We start from the raw sequence: 26,805 nt of genomic DNA on the forward strand, positions 1-26,805 counted from the left end.
AGTCGGCCATCACAGTGTCAGAAGGCGAACTTCAGCTCCAGCTTGAAGGTTGCGCCCATCGGCGGCGGCTTCACCGCCGGCATCCCCTCGAACGCGCCGGTCTGCCCGTATGAGAACTGGCTGCCCAGCATGATGGATGTGTTGGCCGCCGCCCCGCTGCCCTTGTAATTCAGCCCCACGGTGGACGTGCCGCCCCACTGGCTCATGTGGTTGGCCGCCTGCGAGCCGATCTTCAGGTCGAGGTCACGGGTGACCGCAGTGGTGAGATCGACGCCGAACAGGCTGGCGTTGTATTCGCCTTCGCTCATCCCGCCGCCCAGCGTCAGCTTCACCGCAACGCGCTCCCACTTCATCTCGCCGAACGCGTTGACCGAGAGGCTGCGGGTGGAGGGCACGAAGGTGACCTTGTTGGTGCCCAGGGTGACGGTGCCCAGATGTTTCGTCGTGAAGCTCTTTTTCGTCTTTGCCATGCCGGTCGCCCAGCTTGCCGGCTGGTCGCCGGTGCGGGCGACGTACATGATCGTGCCTGCGGCGCCGACCACGATGGGCGCAAACACGTAGAGGACCCAGGAATTGCGGTCCAGCCAGACGCCGAGCGGGGATTCCTGATAGGCGCACTTCAGCCGCTCGCCTGCCTCTTTCTTCTGCTTGTCGAGGATCTCCTTCGGCACCGTCATCAGGAGCTTGACCGCATCTTCCTGGGTGACGGTCTTGCCGGCGAAGTGCTTCTTGTGGAGCGCCTCGGCCTGCTTGGTGAGTTCGGCGTCGATCGCCTTGCGCACCTCCTGCGCGTTCGCCATCCGGCGGGGGCCATCGGGGTCGGTCCAGCCGACCACATCGAACGCCAGGACGGCAGTCTCCGGGACAATGGCCAAGATATCCCGGCAAGTTTCGCGGTCACCCATGGTATGCGCCTCCTTCAAGGCCAATAATCTCAGAGGCGACGCGGCGCCTCTTGCTGAAAAACGAAAAAACGAATTCTGCGCCCCGAGCAGGTGGCGGCCTGCGGGACAGGTCGAAAAAGCAACCATTGCCAGATATACGCGCGCCGGGACGCCGTTTCATCCGTCCGGGCGCTTTAAATCGGCATGCGGCAATGCTGCATCGCAACAAGCCGGTTGAGGCCGGGGCCGCATCGCGGTAGATGCTCGGACCTCACGGAGGCGATAATGGCTAAAGACAAGGTGAACCGGCCCAAGGCGAGACTGCCCAGGGGGTTTGCCGATCGTTCGGCGGCCGAAATCAGGCGCACCTCGGCGATGCTTTCCACAATCCGCAGCGTTTACGAACGCTGGGGCTTCGAGCCGGTGGAAACGCCTTTCATCGAATACGCCGACGCGCTGGGCAAGTTTCTGCCGGATGCCGACCGGCCCAACGAAGGCGTCTTCGCCTTCCAGGACGATGACGAGCAGTGGCTCTCGCTCCGCTACGACCTGACCGCCCCGCTGGCGCGCATGGTCGCGGAAAACTTCGAGGCGACGCCAAAGCCGTACAAGACATTCCGCTCCGGCTGGGTGTTCCGCAACGAGAAGCCGGGCCCCGGCCGCTTCCGCCAGTTCATGCAGTGCGATGCCGACATTGTGGGCGCCGCCTCGCCGCTGGCGGACGCCGAAGTCTGCATGATGGCAGCCGACGTCATGAAGGCGCTTGGCTTTTCGGACGGCGAATACGTGATCCGCGTCAATTCCCGCAAGGTGCTGGACGGCGTGCTGGCCGATGCCGGCGTGGACGCCGACGACCCGCGCCGCCTCGGCGTCCTCCGCGCCATCGACAAGGCGGACAAGTTCCCCCTCCCCGAGATCGCAAAACTCCTCGGCAAGGGCCGGGAAGACGAAAGCGGCGACTTCACCAAGGGCGCCGGCCTGTCGGACGATCAGGCCGCGGTCGTCCTCTCCCTCCTCGACCCGTCGGTCGAGCCGCGCATCAGCGACGATCTCGCAATGATCCGAGACAACGTGGCGGCCGCCGGCTACGGGACGATCAAGGTCGACCCCTCCGTCGTGCGCGGGCTCGAATATTATACCGGCCCCGTGTTCGAGGCGGAGCTGCTGTTCGAGGTGCTGGACGACAAGGGCCGGCCGCAGAAATTCGGCTCGGTCGGCGGCGGCGGGCGCTATGACGGGCTCGTCGGCCGCTTCCGGTCGGCCGACGTGCCGGCCACCGGCTTCTCGGTCGGCGTGTCGCGGCTGGCGGCGGCGCTGATGGCACGGTCGGATGCCGAGCCCAGCGTCGGCCCGGTGATCGTCACCGTGATGGATCGCGACGAGATCGCCCTTTATCAGGCGATGACGTCGAAGCTGCGCAACGCGCTCAACACCGGCGGGATGACGGTGCCGGTGGAAATGTACATCGGCGACAGCGGCATGAAGGCCCAGATGAAGTACGCGGACCGGCGCAACTCGCCCTGCGTCATCATCCAGGGCTCGATGGAGCGCGAGGCGGGCAAGGTGCAGATCAAGGATCTCGCCGCAGGCAAGCGCGCCGCTGAAGAGATCGAGAACCGCAGCGACTGGGTGGCAAGCCGCCCCGCGCAGGTGGAAGTGGACGACACCATCGAGGCGATCGCCGCGGCGGTGCGCAACATCCTCCAATGAGCGTTTCGGCTTTGATGGCGCTTCTCGGCCGCGCCAGCGACGAGTTCGTGTTGCCCGGCGTCCTCCAGCCGATGGACGTGTTCGTGGAGCTGGCGGGCGAGGAATTCCGCAAGCGCCTGTTCACCACCGAGGGCGCCGATGGCGAGGCGCTCTGCCTGCGGCCGGACTTCACCATTCCGGTGTGCCTTGAACACCTGAAAGCCGGCCGAAAGTCCCCGTCCGCCTACAACTACCGCGGCAAGATCTTTCGCAAGCGGCGGATGATCGGGGCGCCGGAGTTCGAGCAGGCCGGGACCGAATGGATCGGCCACACCGACGAGATCGAGACCGACGCCGCGGTGTTCGCGCTGGCGATGGACGCGGCCGGCATTGTCGGCCTCAAGCCGAAGATCCGCATGGGCGATGCGTACCTCTTCGGCGCGCTGGTGGACGCGCTGGCGCTGCCGCCGGCATGGCGCACGCGCCTCACCGCCGCATTCGGCGACCGCGACCGGCTCACTGCAACGCTTGCCCGCCTCACACGGCGGGATGTGCCGGACGGCCTTGCCGCACGCCTTGCCCCGGCGCTCGCCCGCGTGGACCCCACCGAGGCGCGCGCCATCGTCGACGCGGTGATCGGCCTCCCCCAGCACGCCACCACGTCCGGCCGCAGTGCCGACGATATTGCAGCGCGCCTGCTCGAACAGGCCGCCGGCAATGGCGGTCACCCGCAGGCCGCCCGCATCATCGAGGAATTTTGCGAGATTGCCGTGCCGCTGGTGGATGCCGTTGCCACCCTGCGCGCCTTTGCGCAGAACGCCGGGGTGGACCTTTCCGCCGCAATCGACGTGTTCGCCGCGCGGGCAGACGCGCTGACCAAGGGCGGCGTCTCGCTGGAGGACATCGGCTTCGAGGCGGGTTTCGGCCGCCGCCTCAATTATTATACGGGCTTCGTGTTCGACATGATCGACCCCGCCGAGCCCCTTGCCGAGGTGATCGCAGGCGGCCGCTACGACACGCTGATGGCGTTGCTCGACCCTGAAAAATCGCTGCCCGCCATCGGCTTTTCCGTGTGGCTCGACCGTATCCCGGAGCCGATCTGATGGATCTCGTCCTCGCCGCCCCCTCCAAGGGCCGCCTGCAGGAAATTGCGCTCGACTTCCTCACCCGCGCGGGCATGAAGGTGGAGCGCGCCCGCGGCGGACGGGACTATCGCGGCCGCATCGCGGGCCTTCCGGGCGTGCAGGTGGCGTTCCTCTCCGCCTCCGAGATCGCGCGCGAACTCTCCGCCGGCAACGCCCACCTCGGCCTCACCGGCCTCGACCTCCTCCACGAGGCGGTGGACGACACCCATGAGCGCAACAACCGCTTTCACGTCGTCACCCCGCTCGGCTTTTCCCGCGCCGACGTTGTGGTCGCCGTGCCGGAGCGTTGGATCGACGTTGAAACCATGGCAGACTTGGCGGACGTTGCGGAGTTCCACCGCGCGCGCCATGGGCGAACCCTCCGGGTTGCCACCAAGTTCGTGAACCTCACGCGCCGCTTCTTTGCCGCAGCCGGCGTGGTGGACTACCGGATTGTGGAGAGCCTCGGCGCCACCGAAGGCGCGCCGGCATCCGGCGCTGCCGATCTGATTGTCGACATCACCACAACCGGCGCAACGCTGGCCGCAAACCAGCTCAAGATCCTGTCCGACGGGCTGATCCTGTCTTCCGAAGCGCAGTTCGTCGCCTCCCTGGCGGCGCCCTGGTGTGACGACACACGCGCCATGGCCGCCACCATCGTCGACCGGATTGCCGCCGAAATGCGCGCGCAGGCCGTGCTGGAACTGCGCGCCGTGATGCCGAACCCCGCCGCGGCGGCGCGCGATGCTTCAAGCCGGTTCGACGCCATTGCGCCCTTCGGGAGCGAGCCCGTGCCGCTCACCTTGCACGTGGCCCGGCGCCGCGCGTCGGACTGTGCCAGCTGGCTGCGCGCCGAGGGCGCCGCCACTGTGGTCACCACCCAGGTCGCCGACATCTACGAAGAAAACGTGTTCTCGCGCGATCTTCTGGCGCGGCTCGCCACCGTCTGAGCAGCGCTGCCGTCAGCCGGGCCGCACGAATTCGGCCCGCGCCGCCTCCACGGAGGCGCGGCAGATGCAGCCCTCGATATGGTCGTTGACGAGGCCAGCGGCCTGAAACAGCGCCGTCATGGTCGTCGGCCCCACAAAGCGCCAGCCGCGCTTCTTCAGGTCCTTTGACAGTGCGGCAGCTTCCGGCCGGATCGAGCGGGCGGACAGCGCCTCCCAGCTGGCGGGCGCCTCCATGGGTTCGGGCTCGTGGCGCCAGAGATACCCCGCCAGCGACCCTTCCGCCTCGATCAGCCTTGCCGCAGCGCGCGCGTTGTTGATGGCCGCCTCGATCTTGCCCCGGTGCCGCACGATGCCGGCATCTGCCAGAAGCCGCGCCACGTCCGCCTCGCCGAACGCCGACACCGTCTCGATGTCGAACCCCGCAAAGGCACGGCGGAAATTCTCCCGCTTGCGCAGGATCGTCAGCCACGACAGGCCGGACTGGAAGCCTTCAAGGCAGATCTTCTCGAAGAGGCGCGTGTCGCTGCCCACCGGCCGCGCCCATTCAACGTCATGGTAGGCGACATAGTCCGCCTGCCCACCGTGCCAGGCGCAACGCGGCTTGCCGTCCGGCGCGGTGGTCAGGCCGGTGCGGGCGGCGCGATCGTCAGCCATGGGGCGCTCCTGGTCGGCGGCGGCCGGGCCACCGCAACAGCGTTAACGGGGTCTGCCGCGATGTGGTTAACCAAATGTTACGAACTGGCATTCCATAAATGCCCACGACCGTTACCATGAGGCTCAACAACGCAGCGCAACAGGCGGAAACGGCCGATGCTCAAGAGTTTCATCGCAGCACTCATCCTTTGCATCGCAAGTGCAGGCTCAGCGACGCCCGGCGAGATGCGGACCTCCACGGCACGCGAGATCAGCCGCGGGTTCTTCGATACGGTGTTCGGGCTGGAGTATGGCGGCCACGTTGATGCCCAGCGGGTGAAGCGGTTCGTGACGCCGGTGCGCTTCCATGTGGCCGACCTTTCGGGTCAGGCGCGGATGCCCGCAGCAAAGGCCTTTCTGGACAGCCTCCCCCGCCGGATCGGCAATTTCCGCAGCACCCGTGTGGCTCGGGTCCGCGATGCCAATTTCCGTGTCCTCATCGTGCGGGCAGAAGATTTCGCCACCGTCGTCTCGCGCGAACTGCGCGCCGATGCTGTGGCCATGAATGCGCGCTGCCTCGTCGGCGTCACCACCGACCGCGGGCGCATCAAGAGCTCTGTCGCCGTCATCATCGGCGATGACGACTACTTGTTTTCCCGCTGTCTGGTGGAAGAAGTGCTGCAGGGCCTCGGCCCCATGAACGACAACCCCGGCCTGTCGCAAAGCGTGTTCAACGACACCTCGCACCACACCACGTTCACGGCGTTCGACGAGGCAATCCTCAACGTTCTCTATCACCCGTCGATCCATCCGGGCATGACCGGGACCGAGGCGCACCGCGCCCTGCCCCGCGCGCTCGCCGATCTCGGCTATCTGCGCTGACCGGCAGATTTGCCGTGCCGGCCCGGAGCTGGCAGCGACGCGCGACACTGGGTCCCGGCTGCTGCATAGGCGTACGCTGGAAGCCTGTGCTAGCCAGATGACTTGCCGCATCGACCGGCCGCCCCGGTCGAGCGCCGAGGGAGTTTGATTGATGGCGTCGATGGAATACCCGGCGATGCCGCCCGTTTGCAGCCGTTGCGCCGTCCGCAGCCGGAGCCTGTGCGCCAAACTGGACCCGGTCGAGCTTGGCGCCTTGAACCGGATCTCCCGGCCGCGGAGCTTTTCCGCGGGGCAGATCATCGTCACCGAAGGCGACACCGATGTGTTCGGCAACGTCACCAGCGGCATCCTGTGCGAGAAAAAGACCCTGCCCGACGGCCGGGAGCAGATCGTCTCGCTTCTCTTTCCCGCCGACTTTCACGGCAACATCAGCGCCACTGCTGCCGATACGACAGTGCAGGCCATCACCTCCGCCACAGTCTGCACCTTCGACCGCGCCACCTTCGGCGCTCTGGCAGACGACTTTCCCGCATTGCAGCACGCGGTGTCCGACTATGCCTTCAGGGCCCTGCGGGAAGCGCGGGACTGGATGCTCCTTCTCGGCCAGAAAAGCGCGTCCGAGCGCGTTGCCACCTTTATGTTGCGCCTCGCCACACGGCAGGCAGATGTGGGTTGCGGGCATCACACCGCACCACCGCTCACCGATGGCGCCCGCGTCGAAATTCCGATCACCCGCGCGCAGATCGCCGCCTACCTCGGCCTCACCATCGAAACGGTAAGCCGCAGGCTCACCGCCCTGCGCGAAGCAGGCATCATCAGCTTCGACGAGACCCGCCTCTTCTCGATCGATCGCCTGTCTGATCTCGTCGCCGCAGCCGGCGGCAGCGAAACCTGATCGCCACAAACGTCTCCTAAGGCTGCCCGCACGGCCCGTCGTTGACTTTGGTCAAGGCATCGGCCGCACGCGCCTTCTACCCAAGAGCCTGTCTCGAACTCGAAGCGCCCGCCGCAGGCGGCGCGTGCCCTCTGGCATGCGCGCACCTCCCGGCTGGGCTCGTAGCGAAAAGGTCTCTTCATGGGCAACGTCGCGCTGATCCCGATTTTCGGCGCCATCACCCTTCTGGCGGTGGTGGCCGCCGCATTCGCCCGCGACAGCGCCTTTGCCACGCATATGTGGCTTTTGGCAGTGCTCGCGATCGCCGTTGTGGTGGTGAATGCGCGCAGTCTCAACTGGAACGCAGCCGGCAAGCTGGTTGCCCCCAAACCCGACGAAAGCGGCTACGTCGACGGGCCGATCCGCGCCGGCGTGATCGCCACCGTCTTCTGGGGCGTGGCCGGGTTTGCGGCCGGCACGCTGATCGCCTTTCAGCTCGCCTTCCCCGATCTCAACCTCGAACCCTGGCTCAATTTCGGCCGGCTGCGCCCGCTGCACACCTCGGCAGTGATCTTCGCGTTCGGCGGATCGATCCTCATCGCCAGCACGATGCACGTGGTCCAGCGCACCTGCCGGGCCCGTCTGTTCGGCGGCGAGACGATGGGCTGGTTCATCTTCTGGGGCTACCAGATCTTCATCGTTCTGGCGGCCACCGGGTACCTGATGGGCGTCACCCAGTCCAAGGAATATGCCGAGCCGGAATGGTACGTGGACCTGTGGCTCACCATCGTCTGGGTCGCGTTCCTCATCTCGTTTCTCGGCACGCTGGTGCGCCGGCAGGAGCCGCACATCTACGTCGCCAACTGGTTCTACCTCGCTTTCATCGTCACCATCGCGATGCTGCACGTGGTCAACAACCTCGCCGTGCCGGTCTCGTGGTTCGGCTCCAAGTCCTACATCATCTATTCGGGTGTGCAGGATGCGTTGACCCAGTGGTGGTACGGCCATAACGCCGTCGGCTTCTTCCTCACCGCCGGCTTCCTTGCGATGATGTACTACTACGTCCCCAAGCGGGCGGAGCGGCCGGTGTATTCGTACCGGCTTTCCATCGTCCACTTCTGGTCGCTGATTTTCCTCTACATCTGGGCAGGTCCCCACCACCTCCACTACACCGCCCTGCCCGACTGGGCGCAGACGCTCGGCATGACCTTCTCGATCATGCTGTGGATGCCGTCCTGGGGCGGGATGATCAACGGCCTGATGACGCTGTCCGGCGCGTGGGACAAGCTGCGCACCGATCCGGTCCTGCGGATGATGGTGATGGCCATCGCGTTCTATGGCATGTCGACCTTCGAGGGGCCGATGCTGTCCATCAAGTCCGTCAACTCGCTGTCGCACTATACTGACTGGACCATCGGCCACGTCCACTCCGGCGCACTCGGCTGGAACGGGATGATCACCTTCGGCGTGGTCTACTATCTGGTGCCGGTCCTCTGGCACAAACCGCAACTCTACTCGCTGCGGCTGGTCAACTGGCACTTCTGGCTGGCGACGCTGGGCATCGTTCTCTACGCCGCGTCCATGTGGATCTCCGGCGTCACGCAGGGCCTCATGTGGCGTGAGTACAATGCCGACGGCTACCTCGTGTATTCGTTCGCCGAAACCGTGGCGGCGCTGTTCCCCTACTACGTGATCCGCGGCCTTGGCGGCGTTCTCTACCTCACCGGCGGCATCCTGTTCGCCTTCAACGTCTGGCAGACGATCCGCATGCGCTCCGAGCGCACGCCGGCCGCTGCCGCCGCCCTCCAGCCTGCGGAGTAGCCCCATGTCAGCAACGGAAACAGGCGCCCCCACTCCGCCGGAAGTGCCGCAGAAGAAGAAATTCTTCGACCACGGCCGGCTCGAACGGAACATCACGCTCCTCCTGATCATGACCTTCATCGTTGTCGCCATCGGCGGCATCGTGGAGATCGCGCCGCTCTACTACGTCAACAACACCATCGAGAAGGTGGACGGGATGCGGCCCTACACGCCGCTGGAGCTGGCGGGCCGCAACGTCTATGTGCGCGAGGGCTGCTACCTCTGCCACAGCCAGATGATCCGCCCGTTCCGCGACGAGGTGGAGCGTTACGGCCACTACTCGCTGGCCGCGGAGTCGATGTACGACCACCCGTTCCAGTGGGGCTCGAAACGCACCGGGCCGGACCTTGCCCGCGTCGGCGGGCGCTACTCCGACGCATGGCACTGGCAGCACCTGACCGACCCGCGCTCCGTGGTGCCGGAAAGCATCATGCCGAAATACGGCTTCCTCAGGGACCGCAAGGTCGACCCCAGTGTCATCCAGGCCGATCTGGCGACCAACCGGATGGTGCGCGTGCCCTACACCGAGGCGATGATCGAGAATGCCGCCGCCGACATGCTGGCCCAGGCCGGTGACGGCGACCCCGCAGGCCTGATCGAGCGCTACGGCGACCGGGTGAATGCGCGCGACTTCGACAACAACCCCGGCGAGACCACCGAGATGGATGCGCTCATCGCGTACCTCCAGATGCTGGGCACGCTGGTGGATTTCTCGACCTTCGAGCCAGTGGAGAGCGGGCGATGAACTACCACGATTTCCGCGCCTTCGCGGACACCTGGGGCCTCGTTCTTCTGGCCCTTCTGTTCGTGATTCTCATCGTCTGGCTGTTCCGCCGCGGTGCCACCAAGGAGTACGAGCGTGCAGCTCGCATTCCGCTCGATGCGCCGGAAAGCCCGGCCGGCCCCGATCAATCCATCAACGACATCAAGGCGGCACGGCCCGCAGACGACCGTCCCGATGAGAAGGGAACAAAGACGTGAGCACGAAGCGGCCCATCGACGAGCCCACGGGCACCGAAACCACCGGCCACGAATGGGACGGTATTCGCGAGCTGGATAACCCGCTGCCGCGCTGGTGGCTCTACATCTTCTACGCCTGCATCATCTTCGCGGTTGGTTACACCATCGCCTACCCGTCGATCCCGCTGATCGAGCGGGCCTGGCCCGGCGCGCTCAAATGGTCGAGCCGGCAAGAGCTGGTTGCCGACATGACGGCGATCGAGCAAAGCCGCGCCGAGATGGACGCGGAGATCGCCAACCGTTCGTTCGAGGAGATCGCCGCCGACGCCGGGCTGATGGACTACGCCCAGCGCTCTGGCGCCTCGGCGTTCAAGATCGTCTGCGTCCAGTGTCACGGTTCGGGCGCGCAGGGCAGCCAGCAGCTCGGCTACCCCAACCTCAACGATGATTCCTGGCTCTGGGGCGGCACGATGGACGCCATCTACAAGACCATCAGCCACGGCGTGCGTAACGGAGAGGACCCCGAGGCACGCAACTCGGCCATGCCGGCCTACGGCGCGCTCGGCATCCTCGACCAGCAGCAGATCTCCGACGTTGCCGACTATGTGCGTTCCCTCTCCGGCCTGGAGCACGACGAGGCGGCAGCGGAACGCGGCGCGCAGACCTTCGCCACCCAGTGCGTGGCCTGCCACGGTGCCGATGGCGGCGGCAACCACCTCCTCGGTGCCCCGCGTCTCTCCGATGCGATCTGGCTCTACGGCTCCGACCACGCCGACATCATGGCGCAGGTGACGAGCCCGCGCATGGGCGTGATGCCCCCCTGGGCGCAACGCTTCGACGAGGCGACGCGCAAGAAGCTGGCAATCTACGTGCACGCGCTGGGCGGCGGCGAGTAGGCGCCACCAGGTTCGCGAATGGGAAAAGGGCGGTGTCGCAAGGCACCGTCCTTTTTTAATGGCGAGGGGGCCGGTTCATAGTCGGCCGAAGCTCAGGCGCGATAGAGGGCACGCGCCGCCGTCACCATTGCGGCATTGCCGGGGGCGGGGGTGCCGTCCGGCATCAGGAGCGCGTCCTCAAGACCGATCCGGGTGTCGAGGCCGTCCCGTCCCGCTTCTGCGATCATGGCCCACGCGCTGCCGTCGAGGCCGTGGAGGAGCCGGGGCCGTGTCACCCCCGCGCCATCCAGCACCCCGGTGATGGCATGATATTCGGCGCGCGCCGCATCCGGGTCCGGTGAAATCACCTCGATGAGAATGCGCAGGCACTCATCGCGGTGCGGCAGCGCAACGAAGCGCTCGGCATCGCCAAGCGTCCAGATGCCGGCCTCGATGCCGATTCCCTTCTGGCGCATCAGAGCCATGTTTTCCGGCGCATCGGGCTCGTTGAGGTTGACGGACGCGTAGTCGGGCAGGGTCTCCCATGCCGCGATATGGCGGAGCCGGGCCGCGCCGCCGGGCGCAATGCCGACACTGGTGCCAACCCCGACGGGGACCCCCGGGACAGCCGCCCGCACCGCCGCAAGGCACGCCGCCACAAGCTCGGGCGCAAGCGTTTCGGCACCGTCCCCACCGCGCGGGTGGAGGTGCAGCGCGCTCGCCCCCGCCGCGCAGGCGGCGACCGCCTCGGCGGAAAGCTCGGCGACGGTGACGGGAACGGCGGGGTTCTGCCGCTTGGTGCGGTCGCCATTGAGGCAGGCCTGAATCATGGTCGAATCATTCTCCGGTCAGCACGCCTGCCGCGACGAGCCGGCGCAGGTGTCGTTGATCTCGATCAACGCTCCGCCCCGAGGCGGGGCATAGGGTCCGTCCTTCTCGAACGATCGAAGGCAAGGGCCATGCCTGCCACCCTCCACCAGACCGAGGGCACATCCGCTTCCGGCGCCCCGGTCGCGCAATACGATGTTGCGGCCGTCAACAACGGCAAGAAGGCATCGCTTTACAAGGGCCGGGAGCCGATTTACCCGCGCCGCGTCCACGGCACGTTCCGCACGCTGAAATGGTGGATCATGGGCATCACGCTCACGATCTACTACGTCACGCCGTGGCTGCGGTGGGACCGTGGCCCCTATGCGCCCAACCAGGCCGTGCTTGTCGACCTTGCCAGCCGCCGGTTCTATTTCGGCCCCATCGAGATCTGGCCGCAGGAATTTTTCTACGTCGCGGGCCTGCTCATCATGGCGGGCGTCGGGCTGTTTCTCGTCACCTCCGCCGTGGGCCGCGCGTGGTGCGGCTATGCCTGCCCGCAAACGGTGTGGACGGACCTGTTCGTCTGGGTCGAGCGCCTCGTCATCGGCGACCGCAACACCCGCATCAAGCTCGACAATAGCCCGTGGAGCGCCCACAAGATCCGGCTGAAAACCACCGTGCACGGGATCTGGCTCCTGATTGCCGTGGCGACCGGCGGCGCGTGGATCTTCTATTTCGCCGACGCGCCGACCCTCATCGGCCAGTTCATGCGCGGGCAGGCGGCGCCTGTCGCCTACGGCACGGTGGCGGTGCTCACCTTCACCACCTACACGCTGGGCGGGCTGATGCGCGAGCAGGTGTGCACCTACATGTGCCCCTGGCCCCGCATCCAGGCCGCAATGATGGACGAGCACTCCCTCACCGTCACCTACAACGACTGGCGGGGCGAGCCGCGCTCGCGCCACAGGAAGCGCGGCGCGGCCGAGGGCCGCGTGATGGGCGACTGCATCGACTGCAACGCCTGCGTCGCGGTGTGCCCCACCGGCATCGACATTCGCGACGGCCAGCAGCTCCCCTGCATCACCTGCGCCCTGTGCATCGACGCCTGCGACGACGTGATGAACAAGATCGGCAAACCGCGCGGGCTGATCTCCTACGCAACACTGGGCGATTATGCCGCCAACACCGCCCGTGCCGCGACCGATGGCGCGGAGATCGCGCGCGCCCAGCAGGTGCTGCCGGGCTGGCGCGAAGTGTTGCGCCCGCGCGTGTTCGTCTATTTCGGCCTGTGGTCGCTCATCGGCGTCGCGATGCTGGTTGCGGTGATCGCGCGCGACCGGCTCGACCTTTCGGTCGCCCACGACCGCAACCCCCGCTTCGTCCAGCTCTCCGACGGTTCGGTGCGCAACGGCTACACGGTCAAGGTGCTGAACATGGAGCCGACGCCGCGCACGTTCGACTTCGGGCTCGTCGGCCTTCCCGGCGGGCTGATGTGGAGCCCGGACTTCACCCATGACGCAGCGCGCCGTTTCGCTGTCCCCGTCGAACCGGACAGCGTGCGTGAGTTCCGCGTCTTCGTGGCAGCCGACCCTGCCGACCTGAGCGAAACGCCGCAGCCCTTCTCGTTCCGCACGTTTGACATGAATGGCCGCGAATCGTCCGAAACCGCAGCCGTTTTCGAGGTGCCGCAATGACCCCGACCAGACCCTTCACCGGTGGGCACATGCTCGCCATCATGCTCATGTTCTTCGGCACGGTGATTGTCGTGAACCTCTCGATGGCGGTACTCGCCACGTCGAGCTGGACCGGCCTTGTGGCCAAGAACGGCTATGTCGCCTCCATCGATTATGCGCGCGACGAAGCGGCACGAAAGATTGCGGATGCGCGGGAGTGGTCCATCGCCCTCACCGCCGAGAATGGCCGCGTGATGGTGGATGCGCGCGACGCGCTCGGCCGCCCGCTGGCCGTGGCCGAGGAGGCCAGCATAGAAGCAATGCCGGCCGATGGCGCCCCATTCGTCCTCCCGCTGCGGCGTGAGGGAAACGTGCTGGTGGCGCCGGAGACGCTGCCGCCCGGCCGCTGGGCCATCACCGTGGCCGTCGGCACCGGCGAGGAGACCTTGAGCTGGCGGCTGGTCGCCGATGTTCATGAGTAGCGGCGTGCGGCGCAGCCCGCCGCTGGCCTGCCAGTTGTGCCTTGCCCGGCTGAAAACCTACATCATCGCCCACCGCCCCGCGGCCCCCGCCCCTCCTGCCTTGTTGATGCGGATATTGCCGCGATGAGCTGCTGCGGCGATTTCCGCGCGCAGGTGGCACCATCCACCGGCCTTTCGCCGGAAATGGATGCCGCGGTGCGCCGGACAGACGGCGGATACAGTCTGACGCTCCACGCGCCGCAGATCAGCTGCGCGGCCTGTATCGGGCGGATCGAGGATGCCGTGGCTGCTGCAGGCGATGGCGTCGGGGGCCGGGTGAACTTTACCCGCCGCACGCTCACCCTTTCATGGGACGGCACGTCGTCGCCCGCAAACGCCGTCGCGGCCGTGCGCGAACTCGGCTACAGCCTCACCCCGCTGGATCAGCCGATCCGCGACGAGGAAGGCCGGACCCTGATCCGCGCCCTTGGCGTTGCCGGGTTTGCCGCCATGAACGTGATGCTTCTCTCCGTCTCGGTCTGGTCCGGCGCTGCGGACAGCACGGCGGCGTTCTTCAACTGGTTCTCGGCGCTGATCGCGCTGCCGGCGCTGGCCTACGCCGCTCGGCCCTTCGTTCGTTCGGCGCTGCGGGCCTTGCGCGGCGGCCGGCTCAACATGGACGTGCCCATTGCGCTCGCCATCGTGCTGGCGGCCGGGCTCAGCCTGGCGCGCACCGTGGCTGGCGACGGCGAAACCTACTTCGATGCGGCGATCACGCTCACGTTCTTCCTTCTGGCCGGCCGCGTCCTCGACCACATGATGCGCGAGCGCGCGCGCGCCTCGGTCCGCCAACTTGCCGCCATAGCGCCCGCCACCGCGCACGTTTTCGGCGCGGACGGATCGACCGTCCCCATGCCGCTTTGCGATGTGCGGCCCGGCATGGTGCTGGAGATTGCCGCGGGCGAGCGCATTCCGGTGGATGGCACGCTGGACGCCGCCGCCGCGGTCGACCTTTCGCTGGCAACGGGCGAGAGCCGCCCGGTCACCATTGCGGCCGGGGCCGAAATCCTGTCCGGCGCGCTGGCGCTGTCCGGCCCGTTGCGCCTTGCCGCGACCCGCCCTGCGGCTGATAGTTTCCTCACCCGCCTTGCCGACCTGCAACGCGCCGCAGAGGAAACCCGCTCACGCCCCGCCCGCATTGCCGACCGTGCCGCGCGGATCTACGCGCCCGCCGTGCACCTTCTGGCAGCGCTCACGCTGGCAGGCTGGCTGGTTGCCGGCGCCTCGCCCGGCTTTGCCGTGGCAACGGCCATTGCGGTGCTGATCATCACCTGCCCGTGCGCGCTGGGCCTGGCGGTGCCGGCCGTCCAGGTCGCGGCGTCCGACCGGCTTTTTCGCCGCGGCCTCATTTTGAAGGACGGCGGCGCGCTGGAACGGTTGAAGGACGTGACCGCCGCCGCCTTCGACAAGACCGGCACGCTGACCACCCCGGCCCTCGACCCGGAGGCCGACATTCCCGCAGCAGCCCTCGCCGCGGCAGCCGCGCTTGCCCGTCACTCCACCCACCCCGTTGCGCGGGCGGTGCGCGAAGCAGCGGTGCACCGGGGGCTTTCGCTGCCATCGGTTGCCGCGGTGGCCGAGGAGCGCGGGCGCGGCGTGCGGGGCACCATCGACGGGGCGCCGGTGTACCTCGGCGCTTCCGGCGGCGGCGAGGGGCTGGTGTTCCAGCGAGGCAACGACGCCCCGGTTGCGCTGCCGGTCGTCGAGCGCTTGCGGGAGGGGGCACAGGCGCTGGTCGCCGAACTTAGGGCCGCGGGCATTGCCGTCAGCATCCTCTCCGGCGACAGCGCCGACAGGGTCAGCGCCGTGGCCGAGACGCTGGGCGTTCAGGACTGGACGGCCGGCATGTCTGCCGAAGCGAAACTCACCTGCCTGACACGGCGCAGCGCTGCCGGCGAACGCGTCCTGATGGTGGGGGACGGCCTCAACGACGGCCCGGCCCTTGCGGCGGCCTATGCCTCCATCGCCCCGGCCGACGCGTCCGACCTGTCTCGCACCGCAGCCGATGTGGTGATGACCGGCGGAAACCTTGCCGAGGCATGGGAGGCCATCGCGACCGCCCGCCGGGCCCACCGTTTCATCTTGCAGAATTTTGCCATTGCCGCCGGTTACAACGCCGTGGCGATCCCGCTGGCGGTGCTGGGCCTCGCCTCGCCGCTGGTGGCCGCAGTGGCGATGAGCACGTCGTCGATCCTCGTCACCCTCAACGCCCTGCGCCTGACCCCGCGCCCGGCCCGGACCGTGCCCCCGCGCCAGACAGCACCCAGCGCCAGCATCCCGGTTGCGGCATGAACATTCTCGTCATTCTGGTGCCGGCAGCACTTTTCCTGGGCCTTGTGGGGCTCGGGGCGTTCTTCTGGTGCATCCGCACCGACCAGTTCGAGGATATGGACGGTGCCGCCAACCGCATTCTGGGGGAAGACCGCCCGCCGGCACCATCTCCGCCGAGGCGGCACAGGACCGACTAGACAAGGCCCTCCACCGCCGCGATCAGGCGTGCAAGGTCCGCCTCGCGGGAGAGGCGATGGTCGCCATCCTTCACAAGGGTCAGCACCACATCGTCGTGGGCCAGCCGCTCCACCAGCTCCAGCGTGTGCCCGTAGGGAACGGCGTCGTCCTCCACCCCTTGCAGGATGTGCACCGGGCAGCCCACGTCGATCATGTCATCGGTATAAAGAAGGTGCTGGCGGCCATCCTCGAACAGCCGCGCCGTCACCGTATAGGGCGCGTCATAGTTCGACGGGATGTCGACGCGGCCCTCTTCGGCGAGCGTCTTGCGGGCAGCCTCCGGCAGGCGGGGCAGCATCAGCCGCTCGGTAAAGTCGGCGGCAGGGGCAATCAGCACAAGGCCCGCCAGCGGCCGACCGCGCGCCAGGCACGCCTTTGCGAGCAACAGGCCGATCCAGCCGCCCATGGAAGAGCCCACCGCAACGGGCGCCTCATCGCAGAAGCGGCCCATCACCATCTCGGCGTCCGCCAGCCAGTCGGACAGGACGAAATCCTCGAACGTGCCGCTGGAGGCACCGTGACCGCGATAGTCGAACCGCACCACCTTGCGGCCCTTTTCGGCGCCCCACTGCGCCAGCCGCAACGCCTTGCTGCCCGTCATGTCGGAGCGAAAGCCGCCGAGCCAGAGGATCGGCGGGCCTTTGCCGGGCGTTATCTCGACGGCAATCTCGTCAGCGCCCGAGCCAATTCGTTGCGGACTCATGTCAACCATTCCCCTAGAACTCTCTGCTACTGGATCGCGGACGCACCCGCAGCGGGCGGCCAAACAGCGAAGGAACCCGGATGAGCGCACGGCCGATGACCGTCCTGCAAGTCCTGCCATCCCTTGAAACGGGCGGGGCGGAGCGAACGACGATCGACGTGGCCGCCGCGCTCGTCGCCAAGGGGGACCGCGCCATTGTCGTGTCCGAAGGCGGGCGCATGGTGGACGAGCTCCTGGCGACCGGGGCCGAGCATGTGGAAATGCCCGTTGCCACCAAGGCGATCTTCGGCCTCAGGCGGAACGCGGCCCGGCTTGCCGCGCTGATGGAGAAAGAAGACGTCGACATCATTCACGCCCGCTCGCGCGCGCCGGCCTGGTCCGCGCTGTGGGCCGCATCGTGGACCTACCGGCCGCTGGTGACCACCTATCACGGGGCCTACAACGAAAAGACCGCCATCAAGAACCGCTACAATTCGGTGATGGCGCGCGGCGACATCGTGATCGCGAATTCGGCCTACACCGCCGCGCTGATCGGCAAGCGCCATCGCTTTGCGGCCGACCGGATCATCACCATCCCGCGCGGGATCGACCTGTCGAGCTTCGAGGAAGATGCCGGCGACCGCGCAGCAGCGCTCCGCAAGGCATGGAAGGTGGAGCCGGCCGACCCGGTGATCCTGCACCTTGCCCGGCTGACGCCGTGGAAGGGGCAGGAGGTGTTGCTCGACGCACTCGCCATCCTCCAGGAGCGTTATGCGCGCCCCTTTGTGTGCGTGATGGCCGGCGACGACCAGGGCCGCACCGGCTACCGCGAGCGGCTGGTTGCCAGGACCAGGGCGATGGGGCTCACCGAGCGGGTGCGCATTGTCGGCCATGTGAGCGATGTGCCGGGCGCCATGGCCGCTACCAGCGTTTCGGTCGTGCCGTCGGTGGAGCCCGAAGCATTCGGCCGTGCCGCGGTGGAGGCGCAGGCCGCCGGTGTGCCGGTGGTGGTGTCCGACCATGGTGCGGTCCGCGAAACGGTTCTGGCGCCGCCGGAGGTCCCGCGGGACAGGCGCACCGGCTGGCGCGTTCCGCCCGGCGATGCCCCGGCACTGGCGGAGGCGCTGTTTTCCGCGCTACAAACCTCGCGCGACATTCGCGAAACCATAGGAATCAGGGGCCGGGCGCATGCTTTGACCCACTTTTCCCTCGACGCGATGAACCGCAAAACGCTCGGCGTCTACCATTCTCTTTTGGAAGATGACGTTTCCGCGCTATATTAGGGTAAGAAACCCGGCTCGCGTCCGGTCAGACACTCTGATCGGCCGGTTGCGAGACGCTACGATGTCAGAAAAACGATTAGTGGAGACACTGCAATTCGCCGACCACACCGCGCCCCTCAGCCCGTCCTGAAGCAAGGCCCACGTACCAACCGCGATATCCGCGTCCCCCGCGTCCAGCTCGTCGACGCGGACGGCTCGAACCGTGGCATCCTCACAACCGAAGATGCCGTCCTGCTGGCCGAAGAGCAGGGGCTTGACCTGGTGGAGGTCGCGCCGAACTCCGATCCGCCGGTCTGCAAGATCCTGGATTATGGCCGCTTCAAGTTCCAGACCCAGAAAAAGGCCGCCGAGGCCCGCAAGAAGCAGAAGACCTTCGAGGTCAAAGAAATCAAGATGCGCCCGAACATCGACTCTCATGATTATGAGGTGAAGATGAAGGCCGTCCGCAAATTCTTTGACGGTGGTGACAAGGTCAAGGTCACGCTGCGCTTCCGTGGCCGCGAAATGGCGCACCAGAATCTCGGTATGGAACTTCTCAACAAGGTCCGTGACGACACGAGCGAATTTGCCAAGGTGGAAGCCGAGCCCAAGCTCGAAGGCCGCCAGATGGTCATGGTGCTGGCGCCGGTTCAGCGCTGAGCCGAACAGCGGCCTCTGCGACGAGGCCGATCCTGAATTGATTGCAAAAGGGCCGCCCCACCGGGCGGCCCTTTTTTCGTCCTGCCTGTTGCCAGCGCTTCTATTCGACCATCTTGATGGCGGTATCCAGATAGTCGTTGGTGTAGGCGGTCGCCGGATCGAACGGGGCGTCCAGCTCGAAATAGGTGTTCACCAGGTCGTAGGTTTCCTGAATGCGCACCGGGTCGAACCAGCCGAGCGCCTCGTTCACCGTCGCTTCGGTGGTCATCAGCTCGGCAATGCGGCCCCACTGGGCCACCATCGCATCATGGTCGAGGCCGCTCGCGTTGTTCATCAGCGCCGCAATGCACGGCTCGATGTCTTCAGCGCAGGTGCGGTACGCCTGTTGCGTCACATCCACGAATCTGGCGACCATATCCTTGTTTTCCGACAGGAATTCACCGTTGACGATGATCGAGTTGCCATAGGGGTTCAGCCCCACCTCGCTCCAGCGCAGCGAGCCGAGATCATCGCCCAGCGTTTCGATCTTCTGGTCGTGGCCGTTGTAGAAATCGCTGATGATGTCGACCCGTCCGGCAGCCAGCGTCGGGATCTTCGCTGCGGGCGCGATGTTGACGAAGCTCACCCCGTCTTCCGGAATGCCGGCTGCCTTGGCAAAAGCCGGCCACATCACCCGTGCGGCGTCGCCGGAGGGATTGCCCAGAGTATGGCCCGCAAAGTCCGCCGGGCCTTCGATGCCCGATGATTTGCGCCAGTACAGCGTGAACGGCGAATTTGCGTAGATCGCCATGACGGCCACGAGATCCGCGCCCTTGGACTTGGCGAGGAACGCGGTGCCAAGTTCGGCAATCCCGAGCGATTTGGCACCGACGCCCACATTCTGCGCGGCCATGCCGGAGCCCTTGCCGGGCTCCACGGTGAGTTCGATGCCCGCCTCTTCGTAAAGGCCATTGTCGAGCGCATAATAGATGGGTGCGTGGTCCGCTGCCGGTGTCCAGTTGAGGAGGAGCGACAACGGCTCGGCACTGGCGCTGACACTCAGCAAGGAAAGAGCGCCCGCGGCGCCCGCAACGATGAACTGTCTCATGTCAGTCTCCCAGACCCGGTGCAAAAATCATCGGGGATGAAGGCTAGGCGCCACCGGCAAACATCGTCAATACACCACCCAACCATTTGGTTGATTTCTTTGTGTCGTGCTACCGCTCGGCGAACAGTCGGCTTGCTGAGGAACGGACGTGCTCGACCCCGAAACCACCGCAAAACCCAAGAAAACCGCCAAGCCGAGAAAGTCCGGCCGTGATCTTCTCCTGGCGGCCGCGCGTCAGGAATTTGCCCGGCGCGGTTTCGAGGGCGCGCGGATTGACGAGATCGCGAGCAAGGCGGGCGTCAACAAGCAGCTCGTCTACCACCACTTCGGTGCCAAGGAGGCGCTCTACCGCGAGGTTCTGACCGCGGTGTACGTGGATATCCGCGCCAAGGAGCGCGCCCTCGACCTGACGCAGAAAGCGCCGGACGAAGCCATGCGCGCGCTCATCGCCTTCTCGTTCGACTACCTGCACCAGAACCCGGAATTCGTTTCCCTCCTGGCGGACGAGAATTTCCACGAAGGGCGGCACCTGCGCGAGGCGGACCATCTTGCCGGCCTGCACGGCGCGCTGATCGAAGGCATCGCCCATACGCTGGATGCGGGGCGCGCGGCGGGGCTCTTCCGCACCGGGGTGGACCCGCGCCAACTGTATATTTCCATTGCGGGTCTGGGGTTCTTCTACTTCAGCAACGTCCACACCCTGTCTGCCATCTTCGGGGAGCCGCTGGGCAAACCGCCCGCCGTCGCCGCGCGCCGCGCCCATGTGATCGACTTCGTGATGAATTCGCTGCGGGCTGACCCGGAGAGTTGACAGCGGCACGGCCGCGCCACAAAATCAACCAAACGGTTGATTGAGATGTGCCGTCATCGGAGGAACTTCAATGGCTGCATCCGGCCTCACCAATGCCGAAGCTGCGATGGCCGCTGCGGCGGAGGCGCGCCGCCGCCGCCAGCCGCTCCTGCCCGAGGGCACCACAACCACGCTTCTGGCCATTGCCGCACATCTGGCGGTGCTGGGTGCGTGGTGGACCGCCAGCGCCTATGGCGGGGTGCCTTCCTTCATTCTCCCCTCCCCGGCAGAAACGGTCGCAACGCTCGCCTCGCCCACCTACCAGTGGGGCAGCAACATTGCGGTGACCGCTTTCGAGATCTTCGCCGGCTACAGCATTGCCGTTGCGGTGGGGGTGGTGCTTGCCATGCTGTTTTCGTGGTTCGGCCTTTTGCGCGCCACGCTGTTTCCGCTGTTCATCACCATTTCCATGGTGCCCAAGGTGGCGCTGGGCCCGCTTCTGGTGGTCTGGTTCGGCTACGGAATCTGGACCAACACATTCTTTGCGTTCATCATTTCGTTCTTCCCCATTCTCATCACCACCGCCCGCGGCCTGCGCGAAGTGGAGCCCGACCTTCTGGATCTGGTGCGCGCCCTCAAGGGCAGCCGCTGGCAGGTGTTCCGCAAGATCCAGCTGCCCGGCGCCCTCCCCTACATCTTCTCGGCCATGAAGGTCGGCGCCATCCTCGCCGTGGCGGGCGCGATCGTGGGCGAGTTCGTCGCCTCCAGCCAGGGCCTTGGCTACCTGATGATCCAGGTGCAATCCACGCTCGACACGGCGGCCATGTTCATGGCGGTGATCCTCCTCAGCCTTCTGGGCATCGTCCTTTACGGGCTGGTGGTCCTGCTCGAAATGCTGCTGGTGGTGAAGGACGCGCGGCTGGACGGGGCGCCAGCGTGACGGCCGAAGTCGCATTTCTCAGCGCCGCCGAGCTGACGGCCGCCTACGCCGCCGGCACCCTCTCGCCAGTGGAGGCGACGGACGCGGCATTGACGCAGATCGAACGCCACAATCCGGCGCTCAACGCCTTCTGCCTCGTCGATGATCCGGCCGCCCGCGCGGCGGCAAGGGACGCCGAAACGCGCTGGCGGAACGGCACCCAGTCGGGCAGCCTCGACGGGGTGCCCGTCTCCATCAAGGATCTGGTGCTCACGCGCGGCTGGCCGACCCTGCGGGGGTCGCGCACCATCGACCCCGCTGGCCCCTGGGACGAGGATGGCCCGGCCGTCGCACGCCTGCGCGAAGCCGGCGCCGTTCTTCTGGGCAAGACCACCACGCCCGAATTCGCCTTCAAGCCCATCACCAACAGCCCGCTCACCGGCATCACCCGCAACCCGTGGGATGTGTCGATGACACCGGGCGGCTCCTCCGGCGGGGCCGCGGCCGCGGTGGCCGCCGGCATGGGGCCGTTGGCGCTGGGCACCGATGCCGGCGGCTCCATCCGCATTCCGGCGAGCTTTTCCGGCGTCTTCGGCCTGAAACCCTCTGGCGGCCGGGTGCCCACCTATCCGCCGACGCCGCTTGCCTCGCTGGTCGGCTTCGGCCCCATCACGCGGACGGTGGAAGACGCCGCGCGGATGCTGGAGGCCATCGCCCGGCCCGACCCGCGCGACTGGACCGCCGCCATCTACGACCCGGCGCCCTACGCATCGCAGCTGGACGCAGACCCCGCACGCTGGCGCATCGCCTACAGCCCCACCTTCGGCTTTGCCGACGTCGACCCCGAGGTGGCGGCTCTGGCGGAGGCGGCTGCAACCGTGTTCGCAGGGGCCGGCGCGACGGTGGACCGGGTGGAGCAGATCATGGACGACCCCGCCCCGCTGATGACGAAGCTGCGGCGTGGCTTCACCGCCTTCGCCTTCCGCAATTTCGGCCCCGAACAGATGGCGCTCATGGACCCCGACGTGGTTGCCGAGATCGAGGACAGCCAGAGCGCGGACCTGATGGCGCATATGGAAGCCGAGATGGCACGCGCCGAACTGGGCCGCGCCATGATCGCCCTCCATCAGACATACGACTTCATCCTTTCGCCAACGCTTGCCGTGCCACCGTTTTCAGCCGGGATCGAGCGGCCCGCGGGCCACACCCGCTACAGCTGGACGAGCTTCTGCGTGCCGTTCAACCTCACCCGCCAGCCCGCCGCCTCGGTGCCCTGCGGCTTTACGGCGGCAAACCTGCCGGTGGGCCTGCAGATCGTTGGGCCGCCCCACGCCGACCTTGCGGTCCTTCAGGCCGCACGCGCCTTCGAGATCGCCAGCCCCTGGCGCCAGCACCGCCCCAGCCTTCCGGAGACCACCCGATGACTGCCATTGAAGCCCCGGATAGCAAGGTGGGCGCCCTGCCGAATACCGTCGCCGACATCGAGACGCTGGAGGAGCTTCTGTCCCGCCCGGACGCGGCAACCGCGCGTGACCTCGAGGCGCTGGACGGCGACATCATGGTGCTGGGCGTTGCCGGCAAGGTCGGCCCCAGCCTGGCGCGAATGGCGCGGCGCGCGGTGCCCGGCCGCCGGGTGATCGGCGTTGCGCGGTTCAGCGACCCCGCTAGCCGCGCGGTGCTTGACGCGGCGGACGTGGAAACCATCAAGGCCGATCTTCTCGACAGGGCGGCGCTGGCGAAGCTCCCGCAGGCGAAGAACATCGTCTTCATGGCCGGGCACAAGTTCGGCTCGTCCGGCAATCAGGGGCTGACCTGGGCCATGAACGCCTACCTCCCCGGCCTCGTGGCCGAAGCCTTCCCGAACGCGCGGATCTCCGCCTTCTCCACCGGCTGCGTCTACCCTTTCGTGCCCGTGACGAGCGGCGGGGCCACCGAGGCGCTGGCGCCCGACGCCCCCGGCGAATACGCCCAGTCCTGCGTGGGCCGGGAGCGGATGTTCCAGCACTTCTCCAATGTCCACGGCACGCCGGGCCGCCTCATCCGCCTCAACTATGCCATCGACCTTCGCTACGGCGTCCTTCACGACCTTGCCAGCGCCATCAAGGCCGGCCGCGCCATCGACCTTGGCACCGGCCACGTCAACGTCATCTGGCAGGGCGATGCCAACCGCTACGCGCTGCGGGCCCTCGCCCATGCCACAACGCCGACTGCGCCGCTCAATGTCAGCGGTCCCGAAACGCTGTCGGTGGCGTGGCTGGCGACCGAGCTTGGCGCCCGCCTCGGCCGGGAGCCGGCGTTCACCGGCACCCCCTCGCCGGACGCGTGGCTCAACAACTCGGCCCATGCGTTCAGCCTGTTCGGCTACCCCGAGGTGCCGCTGGCAACCATGATGGACTGGGTCGCCGACTGGGTGGCGCGCGACATGCCGAGCCTCGACAAACCCACAAAATTCGAGCGTCGCGATGGCCGTTATTGATCGCCCGCTCTCCCTTGGCCCGTTCGATGCCGGCCGTGCGCTTCCGTTGTCGAACGAGGCCGGCTGGAACCAGCTCGAGGCCGACTGGCTGATGATGCTGCGCCTTGGTCTGGGCTTCGGCTTCGAAGCGGATGGGCGCCTCGTCGCCAGTGCCGTTGCGCTTCCCTACGGTCCGGTGGGGTGGATCAGCATGGTGCTGGTCACCGCTGCGGCCCGCAGGCAAGGTCTCGCGACCCGGCTTGTGGAGACCGCCGCCGCCGCACTGGAGCGCGCCGGTGCCCGCCCGGCTCTGGACGCCACGCCCGCCGGGGAGGCCGTCTACCGCACCATGGGCTTTCAGCCGCTGCGACAGTTGACCCGGTGGCAAGGCACCGGTTGGCACGCGGGCGATGCAGCGGCGAGCGTACGGCCTGCCCGGCCGGATGATCTGCACTGGATTTGCGCAATGGACCGGAGCAGCTTCGGGCTCGACCGGCGCGGCGTGCTGGCCGACCTTCTGGCCCGGCCCGGCGCACCGGCCTTCGCGCGGGAGGCAAAGGACGGCTTTCTCCTGGCGCGCGCGGGCCGCAACGCCACGCATCTCGGGCCGCTCACCGCTGCCAGCCCTGCCGCCGCGAACGCCCTCCTGCACACCGCCCTCGCCCAAATTGAAGGCCCCGTCATCGTGGATGCGTTCGACGATCAGCCAGCGCTTGGCGCGACGCTTCGGGCAGCAGGCTTCACCCCGCAGCGGCCGTTTGCGCGCATGGCCCGTGGGGCAGACCCCCTGCCCGGCAACCACTCCCTCACCCACGCCGCCGCCGGCCCGGAACTTGGATGACCAACGCCATGCACTTCACCGACATTCCGGCTCCCGTGCTCACGCTCCTGCGCGAAGGCACGGTCATCCCCGCGCACCCGCTGGCGCTCTCCCCCGCCATGGGCATCGACACAAAGCGCCAGCGCGCGCTGACCCGCTATTATATCGACGCTGGTGCCGGCGGCCTTGCCGTTGGCGTCCACACCACGCAGTTCGAGATCCGCGAGCATGGCCTTTACGAGGACGTTCTCGCCCTTGCCTCGGAAAGCGCCGATGCGTGGAGCGACCGTCCGCTCGTCAAGGTGGCCGGCCTCGTCGGCCGCACCCGCCAGGCCGTGGCCGAAGCGCAGATTGCGCGCAGCCTCGGCTACCACGCCGGGCTGATGAGCCTTGCCGCGTGGAAGGACGCCAGCGTCGACGAGATGATCGACCACTGCGAAGTGGTCGCCCGCGAAATGCCGCTGTTCGGCTTCTATCTTCAGCCGGCGGTGGGCGGGATCGCGCTGCCGTTCGAATTCTGGCGCCGCTTTGCCGCCATCGAAAATGTCGTCGGCATCAAGATGGCGCCGTTCAACCGCTACGCCACGCTGGACGTTGTGCGCGGTGTCGCCGCCGCGCGGGCGGAAGACCGCGTCACCCTTTACACCGGCAATGACGACCACATCGTCGGCGACCTGATCGCCCCCTACGCCATCGCGCGTGACGGCGGTTTCGTGACCCTGCGCATCCGGGGCGGCCTTCTCGGCCACTGGTCGGTCTGGACCGAAGCCGCCGTGGCGCTCCATGCGCGCTGCCGCGCCGCATCCGCCGAAAGCGTGGTGACCGCCGACCTGTTGGCGCTCGACCCCCAGGTGACCGACTGCAACGCAGCGCTCTTTGATGTGGCAAACGGCTTCAAGGGCGCCATTGCGGGTTGCCACGAGGTGCTGCGCCGGCAGGGCCTTCTGGATGCGGTGCGCTGCCTGTCGCCCGGCGAGCGGCTCAGCCCCGGCCAGGCGGACGAAATCTCGCGCGTGGCCACGACCTACCCGCACCTCACCGACGACGAATTTGTCGCCCGCAATCTTGAAAGGTGGCTGGCATGACCGACGCTCTCATCCGCCTGGAAGGCGTTCACAAGATCTATCGCGGCCGGGACAGGGACGTTCTTGCCGTGTCCGACGTGACCATGGACGTGCACGAGGGCGATTTCGTCTCCCTCGTGGGTCCGTCCGGCTGCGGCAAGTCCACCGTTCTGAAAATTCTGGCCGACCTCATCAAGGCGGATGGCGGGACCGTCGCGATCGGCGCGCCCGGCGCTCCGCTCGACCCCAGCCGCGATGTGGGCATGGTGTTCCAGCAGGCGCTGCTCCTGAAGTGGCGCAGGATCATCGACAACGTGCTCCTGCCGGCCGAAATCATCGGCTTGCCCATGAAGGAGGCGCGGGAACGGGCGCGCGATCTCCTCGCCATGGTGGGCCTTTCGGGGTTCGAGGACAGCTACCCCTACGAGCTGTCGGGCGGCATGCAGCAGCGCGCAGCCATCGCCCGCGCCCTCATCCACGATCCGAAGCTCCTCCTGATGGACGAACCCTTCGGTGCGCTGGATGCCCTCACGCGCGAGAAGATGAACCTCGAGATGCTGAAGATCTGGGAGCGGTCGCAAAAAACCATCCTGTTCGTGACCCACTCGATCCAGGAAGCCGTCTTTCTGGGCTCACGCTGCGCGGTCCTCACCGCAGGACCCGCCCGCATGGCCGATGTCTTCCCGATCGAGCTGCCCTACCCGCGTACCCTGTCGATGAAGACAAACGAACGCTTCGGCGAATACACCCGCCGGATCTACGGCCTCCTCAACCTCGAGGTCGAGGCCGCGGCAGACTGAGCGCCGCGGACCGGCCTTGCCTC

At 67.1% G+C, this 26,805-nt stretch carries 27 protein-coding genes; 22 read left to right on the top strand and 5 right to left on the bottom strand.

Annotation, left to right across the window (positions count from 1 at the left end; translation table 11 throughout):
- Positions 1 to 17 precede the first annotated feature (17 nt).
- Positions 18 to 905 (bottom strand): hypothetical protein, encoded by an 888-nt coding sequence (locus RDV64_RS06895; protein WP_309198533.1) that lies wholly within the window; start codon positions 903 to 905, stop codon positions 18 to 20.
- Between the two features lie 264 nt (positions 906 to 1,169).
- Between RDV64_RS06895 and hisS the strand changes: the two genes are divergently transcribed.
- The 3 genes from hisS to hisG are packed head-to-tail and all read left to right on the top strand — an operon-like array spanning position 1,170 to position 4,647.
- On the top strand, positions 1,170 to 2,594 hold the full coding sequence (gene hisS / locus RDV64_RS06900; protein WP_309198534.1) for a histidine--tRNA ligase: 1,425 nt from the start codon (positions 1,170 to 1,172) through the stop codon (positions 2,592 to 2,594).
- Entirely contained in the window at positions 2,591 to 3,676 is a 1,086-nt protein-coding gene (locus RDV64_RS06905; RefSeq protein WP_309198535.1) for an ATP phosphoribosyltransferase regulatory subunit, read from the top strand. Before hisS ends, RDV64_RS06905 begins: the two co-directional genes overlap by 4 nt.
- Positions 3,676 to 4,647 (top strand): ATP phosphoribosyltransferase, encoded by a 972-nt coding sequence (gene hisG / locus RDV64_RS06910; RefSeq protein ID WP_309198536.1) that lies wholly within the window; start codon positions 3,676 to 3,678, stop codon positions 4,645 to 4,647. Before RDV64_RS06905 ends, hisG begins: the two co-directional genes overlap by 1 nt.
- Positions 4,648 to 4,659: 12 nt before the next feature.
- Here the strand turns inward: hisG and RDV64_RS06915 are convergent, their stop codons facing one another.
- Complete coding sequence (locus RDV64_RS06915; protein WP_309198537.1) at positions 4,660 to 5,301, bottom strand: DNA-3-methyladenine glycosylase I; 642 nt, start codon at positions 5,299 to 5,301, stop codon at positions 4,660 to 4,662.
- 156 nt (positions 5,302 to 5,457) lie between these two features.
- On the opposite strand from RDV64_RS06915, the gene RDV64_RS06920 reads away from it, so the two are divergent.
- The 6 genes from RDV64_RS06920 (at position 5,458) to ccoP (ending at position 10,752) form a co-directional block, all read left to right on the top strand.
- A complete protein-coding gene (locus RDV64_RS06920; protein WP_309198538.1) occupies positions 5,458 to 6,162 on the top strand; it encodes a DUF2927 domain-containing protein in 705 nt (234 codons plus the stop codon).
- Positions 6,163 to 6,313: 151 nt separating this feature from the next.
- Positions 6,314 to 7,057 (top strand): Crp/Fnr family transcriptional regulator, encoded by a 744-nt coding sequence (locus tag RDV64_RS06925; protein ID WP_309198539.1) that lies wholly within the window; start codon positions 6,314 to 6,316, stop codon positions 7,055 to 7,057.
- 180 nt (positions 7,058 to 7,237) lie between these two features.
- A complete protein-coding gene (gene ccoN, locus RDV64_RS06930) occupies positions 7,238 to 8,857 on the top strand; it encodes a cytochrome-c oxidase, cbb3-type subunit I (protein WP_309198540.1) in 1,620 nt (539 codons plus the stop codon).
- Positions 8,858 to 8,861: 4 nt separating this feature from the next.
- Entirely contained in the window at positions 8,862 to 9,641 is a 780-nt protein-coding gene (gene ccoO, locus RDV64_RS06935) for a cytochrome-c oxidase, cbb3-type subunit II (protein WP_309198541.1), read from the top strand.
- A complete protein-coding gene (locus RDV64_RS06940) occupies positions 9,638 to 9,877 on the top strand; it encodes a cbb3-type cytochrome c oxidase subunit 3 (RefSeq protein ID WP_309198542.1) in 240 nt (79 codons plus the stop codon). Before ccoO ends, RDV64_RS06940 begins: the two co-directional genes overlap by 4 nt.
- Positions 9,874 to 10,752: a cytochrome-c oxidase, cbb3-type subunit III gene (gene ccoP / locus RDV64_RS06945; protein ID WP_309198543.1), complete on the top strand. Its 879-nt coding sequence runs from the start codon at positions 9,874 to 9,876 to the stop codon at positions 10,750 to 10,752. Before RDV64_RS06940 ends, ccoP begins: the two co-directional genes overlap by 4 nt.
- Positions 10,753 to 10,844: 92 nt before the next feature.
- Here the strand turns inward: ccoP and RDV64_RS06950 are convergent, their stop codons facing one another.
- On the bottom strand, positions 10,845 to 11,561 hold the full coding sequence (locus tag RDV64_RS06950) for a 3-keto-5-aminohexanoate cleavage protein (RefSeq protein ID WP_309198544.1): 717 nt from the start codon (positions 11,559 to 11,561) through the stop codon (positions 10,845 to 10,847).
- 129 nt (positions 11,562 to 11,690) lie between these two features.
- Here RDV64_RS06950 and ccoG point away from each other — a divergent pair, with 129 nt between their 5' ends.
- The 4 genes from ccoG (at position 11,691) to ccoS (ending at position 16,203) form a co-directional block, all read left to right on the top strand.
- Positions 11,691 to 13,235 carry a cytochrome c oxidase accessory protein CcoG gene (gene ccoG / locus RDV64_RS06955; protein ID WP_309198545.1) on the top strand — a complete coding sequence of 515 codons (1,545 nt, stop codon included), beginning with the start codon at positions 11,691 to 11,693 and terminating at the stop codon, positions 13,233 to 13,235.
- Positions 13,232 to 13,696: a FixH family protein gene (locus RDV64_RS06960; protein WP_309198546.1), complete on the top strand. Its 465-nt coding sequence runs from the start codon at positions 13,232 to 13,234 to the stop codon at positions 13,694 to 13,696. Before ccoG ends, RDV64_RS06960 begins: the two co-directional genes overlap by 4 nt.
- A gap of 123 nt (positions 13,697 to 13,819) precedes the next feature.
- Complete coding sequence (locus RDV64_RS06965) at positions 13,820 to 16,027, top strand: heavy metal translocating P-type ATPase (protein WP_309198547.1); 2,208 nt, start codon at positions 13,820 to 13,822, stop codon at positions 16,025 to 16,027.
- On the top strand, positions 16,024 to 16,203 hold the full coding sequence (gene ccoS / locus RDV64_RS06970; RefSeq protein WP_309198548.1) for a cbb3-type cytochrome oxidase assembly protein CcoS: 180 nt from the start codon (positions 16,024 to 16,026) through the stop codon (positions 16,201 to 16,203). Before RDV64_RS06965 ends, ccoS begins: the two co-directional genes overlap by 4 nt.
- On the opposite strand, the gene RDV64_RS06975 is transcribed toward ccoS, so the two are convergent.
- Positions 16,200 to 16,955: an alpha/beta hydrolase gene (locus tag RDV64_RS06975; RefSeq protein WP_375143795.1), complete on the bottom strand. Its 756-nt coding sequence runs from the start codon at positions 16,953 to 16,955 to the stop codon at positions 16,200 to 16,202. The genes ccoS and RDV64_RS06975 overlap by 4 nt on opposite strands.
- A 71-nt stretch (positions 16,956 to 17,026) precedes the next feature.
- Between RDV64_RS06975 and RDV64_RS06980 the strand changes: the two genes are divergently transcribed.
- Positions 17,027 to 18,208, top strand: coding sequence for a glycosyltransferase family 4 protein (locus RDV64_RS06980; protein WP_309198550.1), 1,182 nt, complete (start codon positions 17,027 to 17,029; stop codon positions 18,206 to 18,208).
- 93 nt (positions 18,209 to 18,301) lie between these two features.
- Positions 18,302 to 18,847, top strand: coding sequence for a translation initiation factor IF-3 (infC, locus tag RDV64_RS06985; RefSeq protein ID WP_309199447.1), 546 nt, complete (start codon positions 18,302 to 18,304; stop codon positions 18,845 to 18,847).
- Between the two features lie 100 nt (positions 18,848 to 18,947).
- On the opposite strand, the gene RDV64_RS06990 is transcribed toward infC, so the two are convergent.
- Positions 18,948 to 19,934, bottom strand: coding sequence for an ABC transporter substrate-binding protein (locus tag RDV64_RS06990; RefSeq protein ID WP_309198551.1), 987 nt, complete (start codon positions 19,932 to 19,934; stop codon positions 18,948 to 18,950).
- A 148-nt stretch (positions 19,935 to 20,082) separates the two neighbouring features.
- Between RDV64_RS06990 and RDV64_RS06995 the strand changes: the two genes are divergently transcribed.
- The 7 genes from RDV64_RS06995 to RDV64_RS07025 all read left to right on the top strand — a co-directional run bounded on the left by RDV64_RS06995 (position 20,083) and on the right by RDV64_RS07025 (position 26,782).
- Complete coding sequence (locus RDV64_RS06995; RefSeq protein ID WP_309198552.1) at positions 20,083 to 20,745, top strand: TetR/AcrR family transcriptional regulator; 663 nt, start codon at positions 20,083 to 20,085, stop codon at positions 20,743 to 20,745.
- Positions 20,746 to 20,815: 70 nt separating this feature from the next.
- Entirely contained in the window at positions 20,816 to 21,664 is an 849-nt protein-coding gene (locus RDV64_RS07000; RefSeq protein WP_309198553.1) for an ABC transporter permease, read from the top strand.
- Positions 21,661 to 23,067 carry an amidase gene (locus RDV64_RS07005; RefSeq protein WP_309198554.1) on the top strand — a complete coding sequence of 469 codons (1,407 nt, stop codon included), beginning with the start codon at positions 21,661 to 21,663 and terminating at the stop codon, positions 23,065 to 23,067. Before RDV64_RS07000 ends, RDV64_RS07005 begins: the two co-directional genes overlap by 4 nt.
- A complete protein-coding gene (locus RDV64_RS07010) occupies positions 23,064 to 24,119 on the top strand; it encodes an NAD(P)-dependent oxidoreductase (RefSeq protein WP_309198555.1) in 1,056 nt (351 codons plus the stop codon). Before RDV64_RS07005 ends, RDV64_RS07010 begins: the two co-directional genes overlap by 4 nt.
- A complete protein-coding gene (locus RDV64_RS07015) occupies positions 24,106 to 24,939 on the top strand; it encodes a GNAT family N-acetyltransferase (RefSeq protein ID WP_309198556.1) in 834 nt (277 codons plus the stop codon). The genes RDV64_RS07010 and RDV64_RS07015 overlap by 14 nt, the downstream gene beginning before the upstream one ends.
- Positions 24,936 to 26,003 carry a dihydrodipicolinate synthase family protein gene (locus RDV64_RS07020; protein WP_309198557.1) on the top strand — a complete coding sequence of 356 codons (1,068 nt, stop codon included), beginning with the start codon at positions 24,936 to 24,938 and terminating at the stop codon, positions 26,001 to 26,003. The genes RDV64_RS07015 and RDV64_RS07020 overlap by 4 nt, the downstream gene beginning before the upstream one ends.
- Entirely contained in the window at positions 25,991 to 26,782 is a 792-nt protein-coding gene (locus tag RDV64_RS07025; RefSeq protein ID WP_375143796.1) for an ABC transporter ATP-binding protein, read from the top strand. Before RDV64_RS07020 ends, RDV64_RS07025 begins: the two co-directional genes overlap by 13 nt.
- The last annotated feature ends 23 nt before the right edge of the window (positions 26,783 to 26,805 follow it).

Origin of the sequence: Acuticoccus sp. MNP-M23 (assembly GCF_031195445.1) — a bacterium.
Taxonomy (GTDB): domain Bacteria; phylum Pseudomonadota; class Alphaproteobacteria; order Rhizobiales; family Amorphaceae; genus Acuticoccus.

What these genes read in the sequence shown, in the direction of transcription:
- RDV64_RS06895 (WP_309198533.1), bottom strand. Translation starts at nt 905, where the DNA reads ATGGGTGACCGCGAAACTTGCCGGGATATCTTGGCCATTGTCCCGGAG.
- hisS (WP_309198534.1), top strand. Translation starts at nt 1,170, where the DNA reads ATGGCTAAAGACAAGGTGAACCGGCCCAAGGCGAGACTGCCCAGGGGG.
- RDV64_RS06905 (WP_309198535.1), top strand. Translation starts at nt 2,591, where the DNA reads ATGAGCGTTTCGGCTTTGATGGCGCTTCTCGGCCGCGCCAGCGACGAG.
- hisG (WP_309198536.1), top strand. Translation starts at nt 3,676, where the DNA reads ATGGATCTCGTCCTCGCCGCCCCCTCCAAGGGCCGCCTGCAGGAAATT.
- RDV64_RS06915 (WP_309198537.1), bottom strand. Translation starts at nt 5,301, where the DNA reads ATGGCTGACGATCGCGCCGCCCGCACCGGCCTGACCACCGCGCCGGAC.
- RDV64_RS06920 (WP_309198538.1), top strand. Translation starts at nt 5,458, where the DNA reads ATGCTCAAGAGTTTCATCGCAGCACTCATCCTTTGCATCGCAAGTGCA.
- RDV64_RS06925 (WP_309198539.1), top strand. Translation starts at nt 6,314, where the DNA reads ATGGCGTCGATGGAATACCCGGCGATGCCGCCCGTTTGCAGCCGTTGC.
- ccoN (WP_309198540.1), top strand. Translation starts at nt 7,238, where the DNA reads ATGGGCAACGTCGCGCTGATCCCGATTTTCGGCGCCATCACCCTTCTG.
- ccoO (WP_309198541.1), top strand. Translation starts at nt 8,862, where the DNA reads ATGTCAGCAACGGAAACAGGCGCCCCCACTCCGCCGGAAGTGCCGCAG.
- RDV64_RS06940 (WP_309198542.1), top strand. Translation starts at nt 9,638, where the DNA reads ATGAACTACCACGATTTCCGCGCCTTCGCGGACACCTGGGGCCTCGTT.
- RDV64_RS06950 (WP_309198544.1), bottom strand. Translation starts at nt 11,561, where the DNA reads ATGATTCAGGCCTGCCTCAATGGCGACCGCACCAAGCGGCAGAACCCC.
- ccoG (WP_309198545.1), top strand. Translation starts at nt 11,691, where the DNA reads ATGCCTGCCACCCTCCACCAGACCGAGGGCACATCCGCTTCCGGCGCC.
- RDV64_RS06960 (WP_309198546.1), top strand. Translation starts at nt 13,232, where the DNA reads ATGACCCCGACCAGACCCTTCACCGGTGGGCACATGCTCGCCATCATG.
- RDV64_RS06965 (WP_309198547.1), top strand. Translation starts at nt 13,820, where the DNA reads ATGAGCTGCTGCGGCGATTTCCGCGCGCAGGTGGCACCATCCACCGGC.
- ccoS (WP_309198548.1), top strand. Translation starts at nt 16,024, where the DNA reads ATGAACATTCTCGTCATTCTGGTGCCGGCAGCACTTTTCCTGGGCCTT.
- RDV64_RS06975 (WP_375143795.1), bottom strand. Translation starts at nt 16,955, where the DNA reads ATGGTTGACATGAGTCCGCAACGAATTGGCTCGGGCGCTGACGAGATT.
- RDV64_RS06980 (WP_309198550.1), top strand. Translation starts at nt 17,027, where the DNA reads ATGAGCGCACGGCCGATGACCGTCCTGCAAGTCCTGCCATCCCTTGAA.
- RDV64_RS06990 (WP_309198551.1), bottom strand. Translation starts at nt 19,934, where the DNA reads ATGAGACAGTTCATCGTTGCGGGCGCCGCGGGCGCTCTTTCCTTGCTG.
- RDV64_RS07000 (WP_309198553.1), top strand. Translation starts at nt 20,816, where the DNA reads ATGGCTGCATCCGGCCTCACCAATGCCGAAGCTGCGATGGCCGCTGCG.
- RDV64_RS07010 (WP_309198555.1), top strand. Translation starts at nt 23,064, where the DNA reads ATGACTGCCATTGAAGCCCCGGATAGCAAGGTGGGCGCCCTGCCGAAT.
- RDV64_RS07015 (WP_309198556.1), top strand. Translation starts at nt 24,106, where the DNA reads ATGGCCGTTATTGATCGCCCGCTCTCCCTTGGCCCGTTCGATGCCGGC.
- RDV64_RS07020 (WP_309198557.1), top strand. Translation starts at nt 24,936, where the DNA reads ATGACCAACGCCATGCACTTCACCGACATTCCGGCTCCCGTGCTCACG.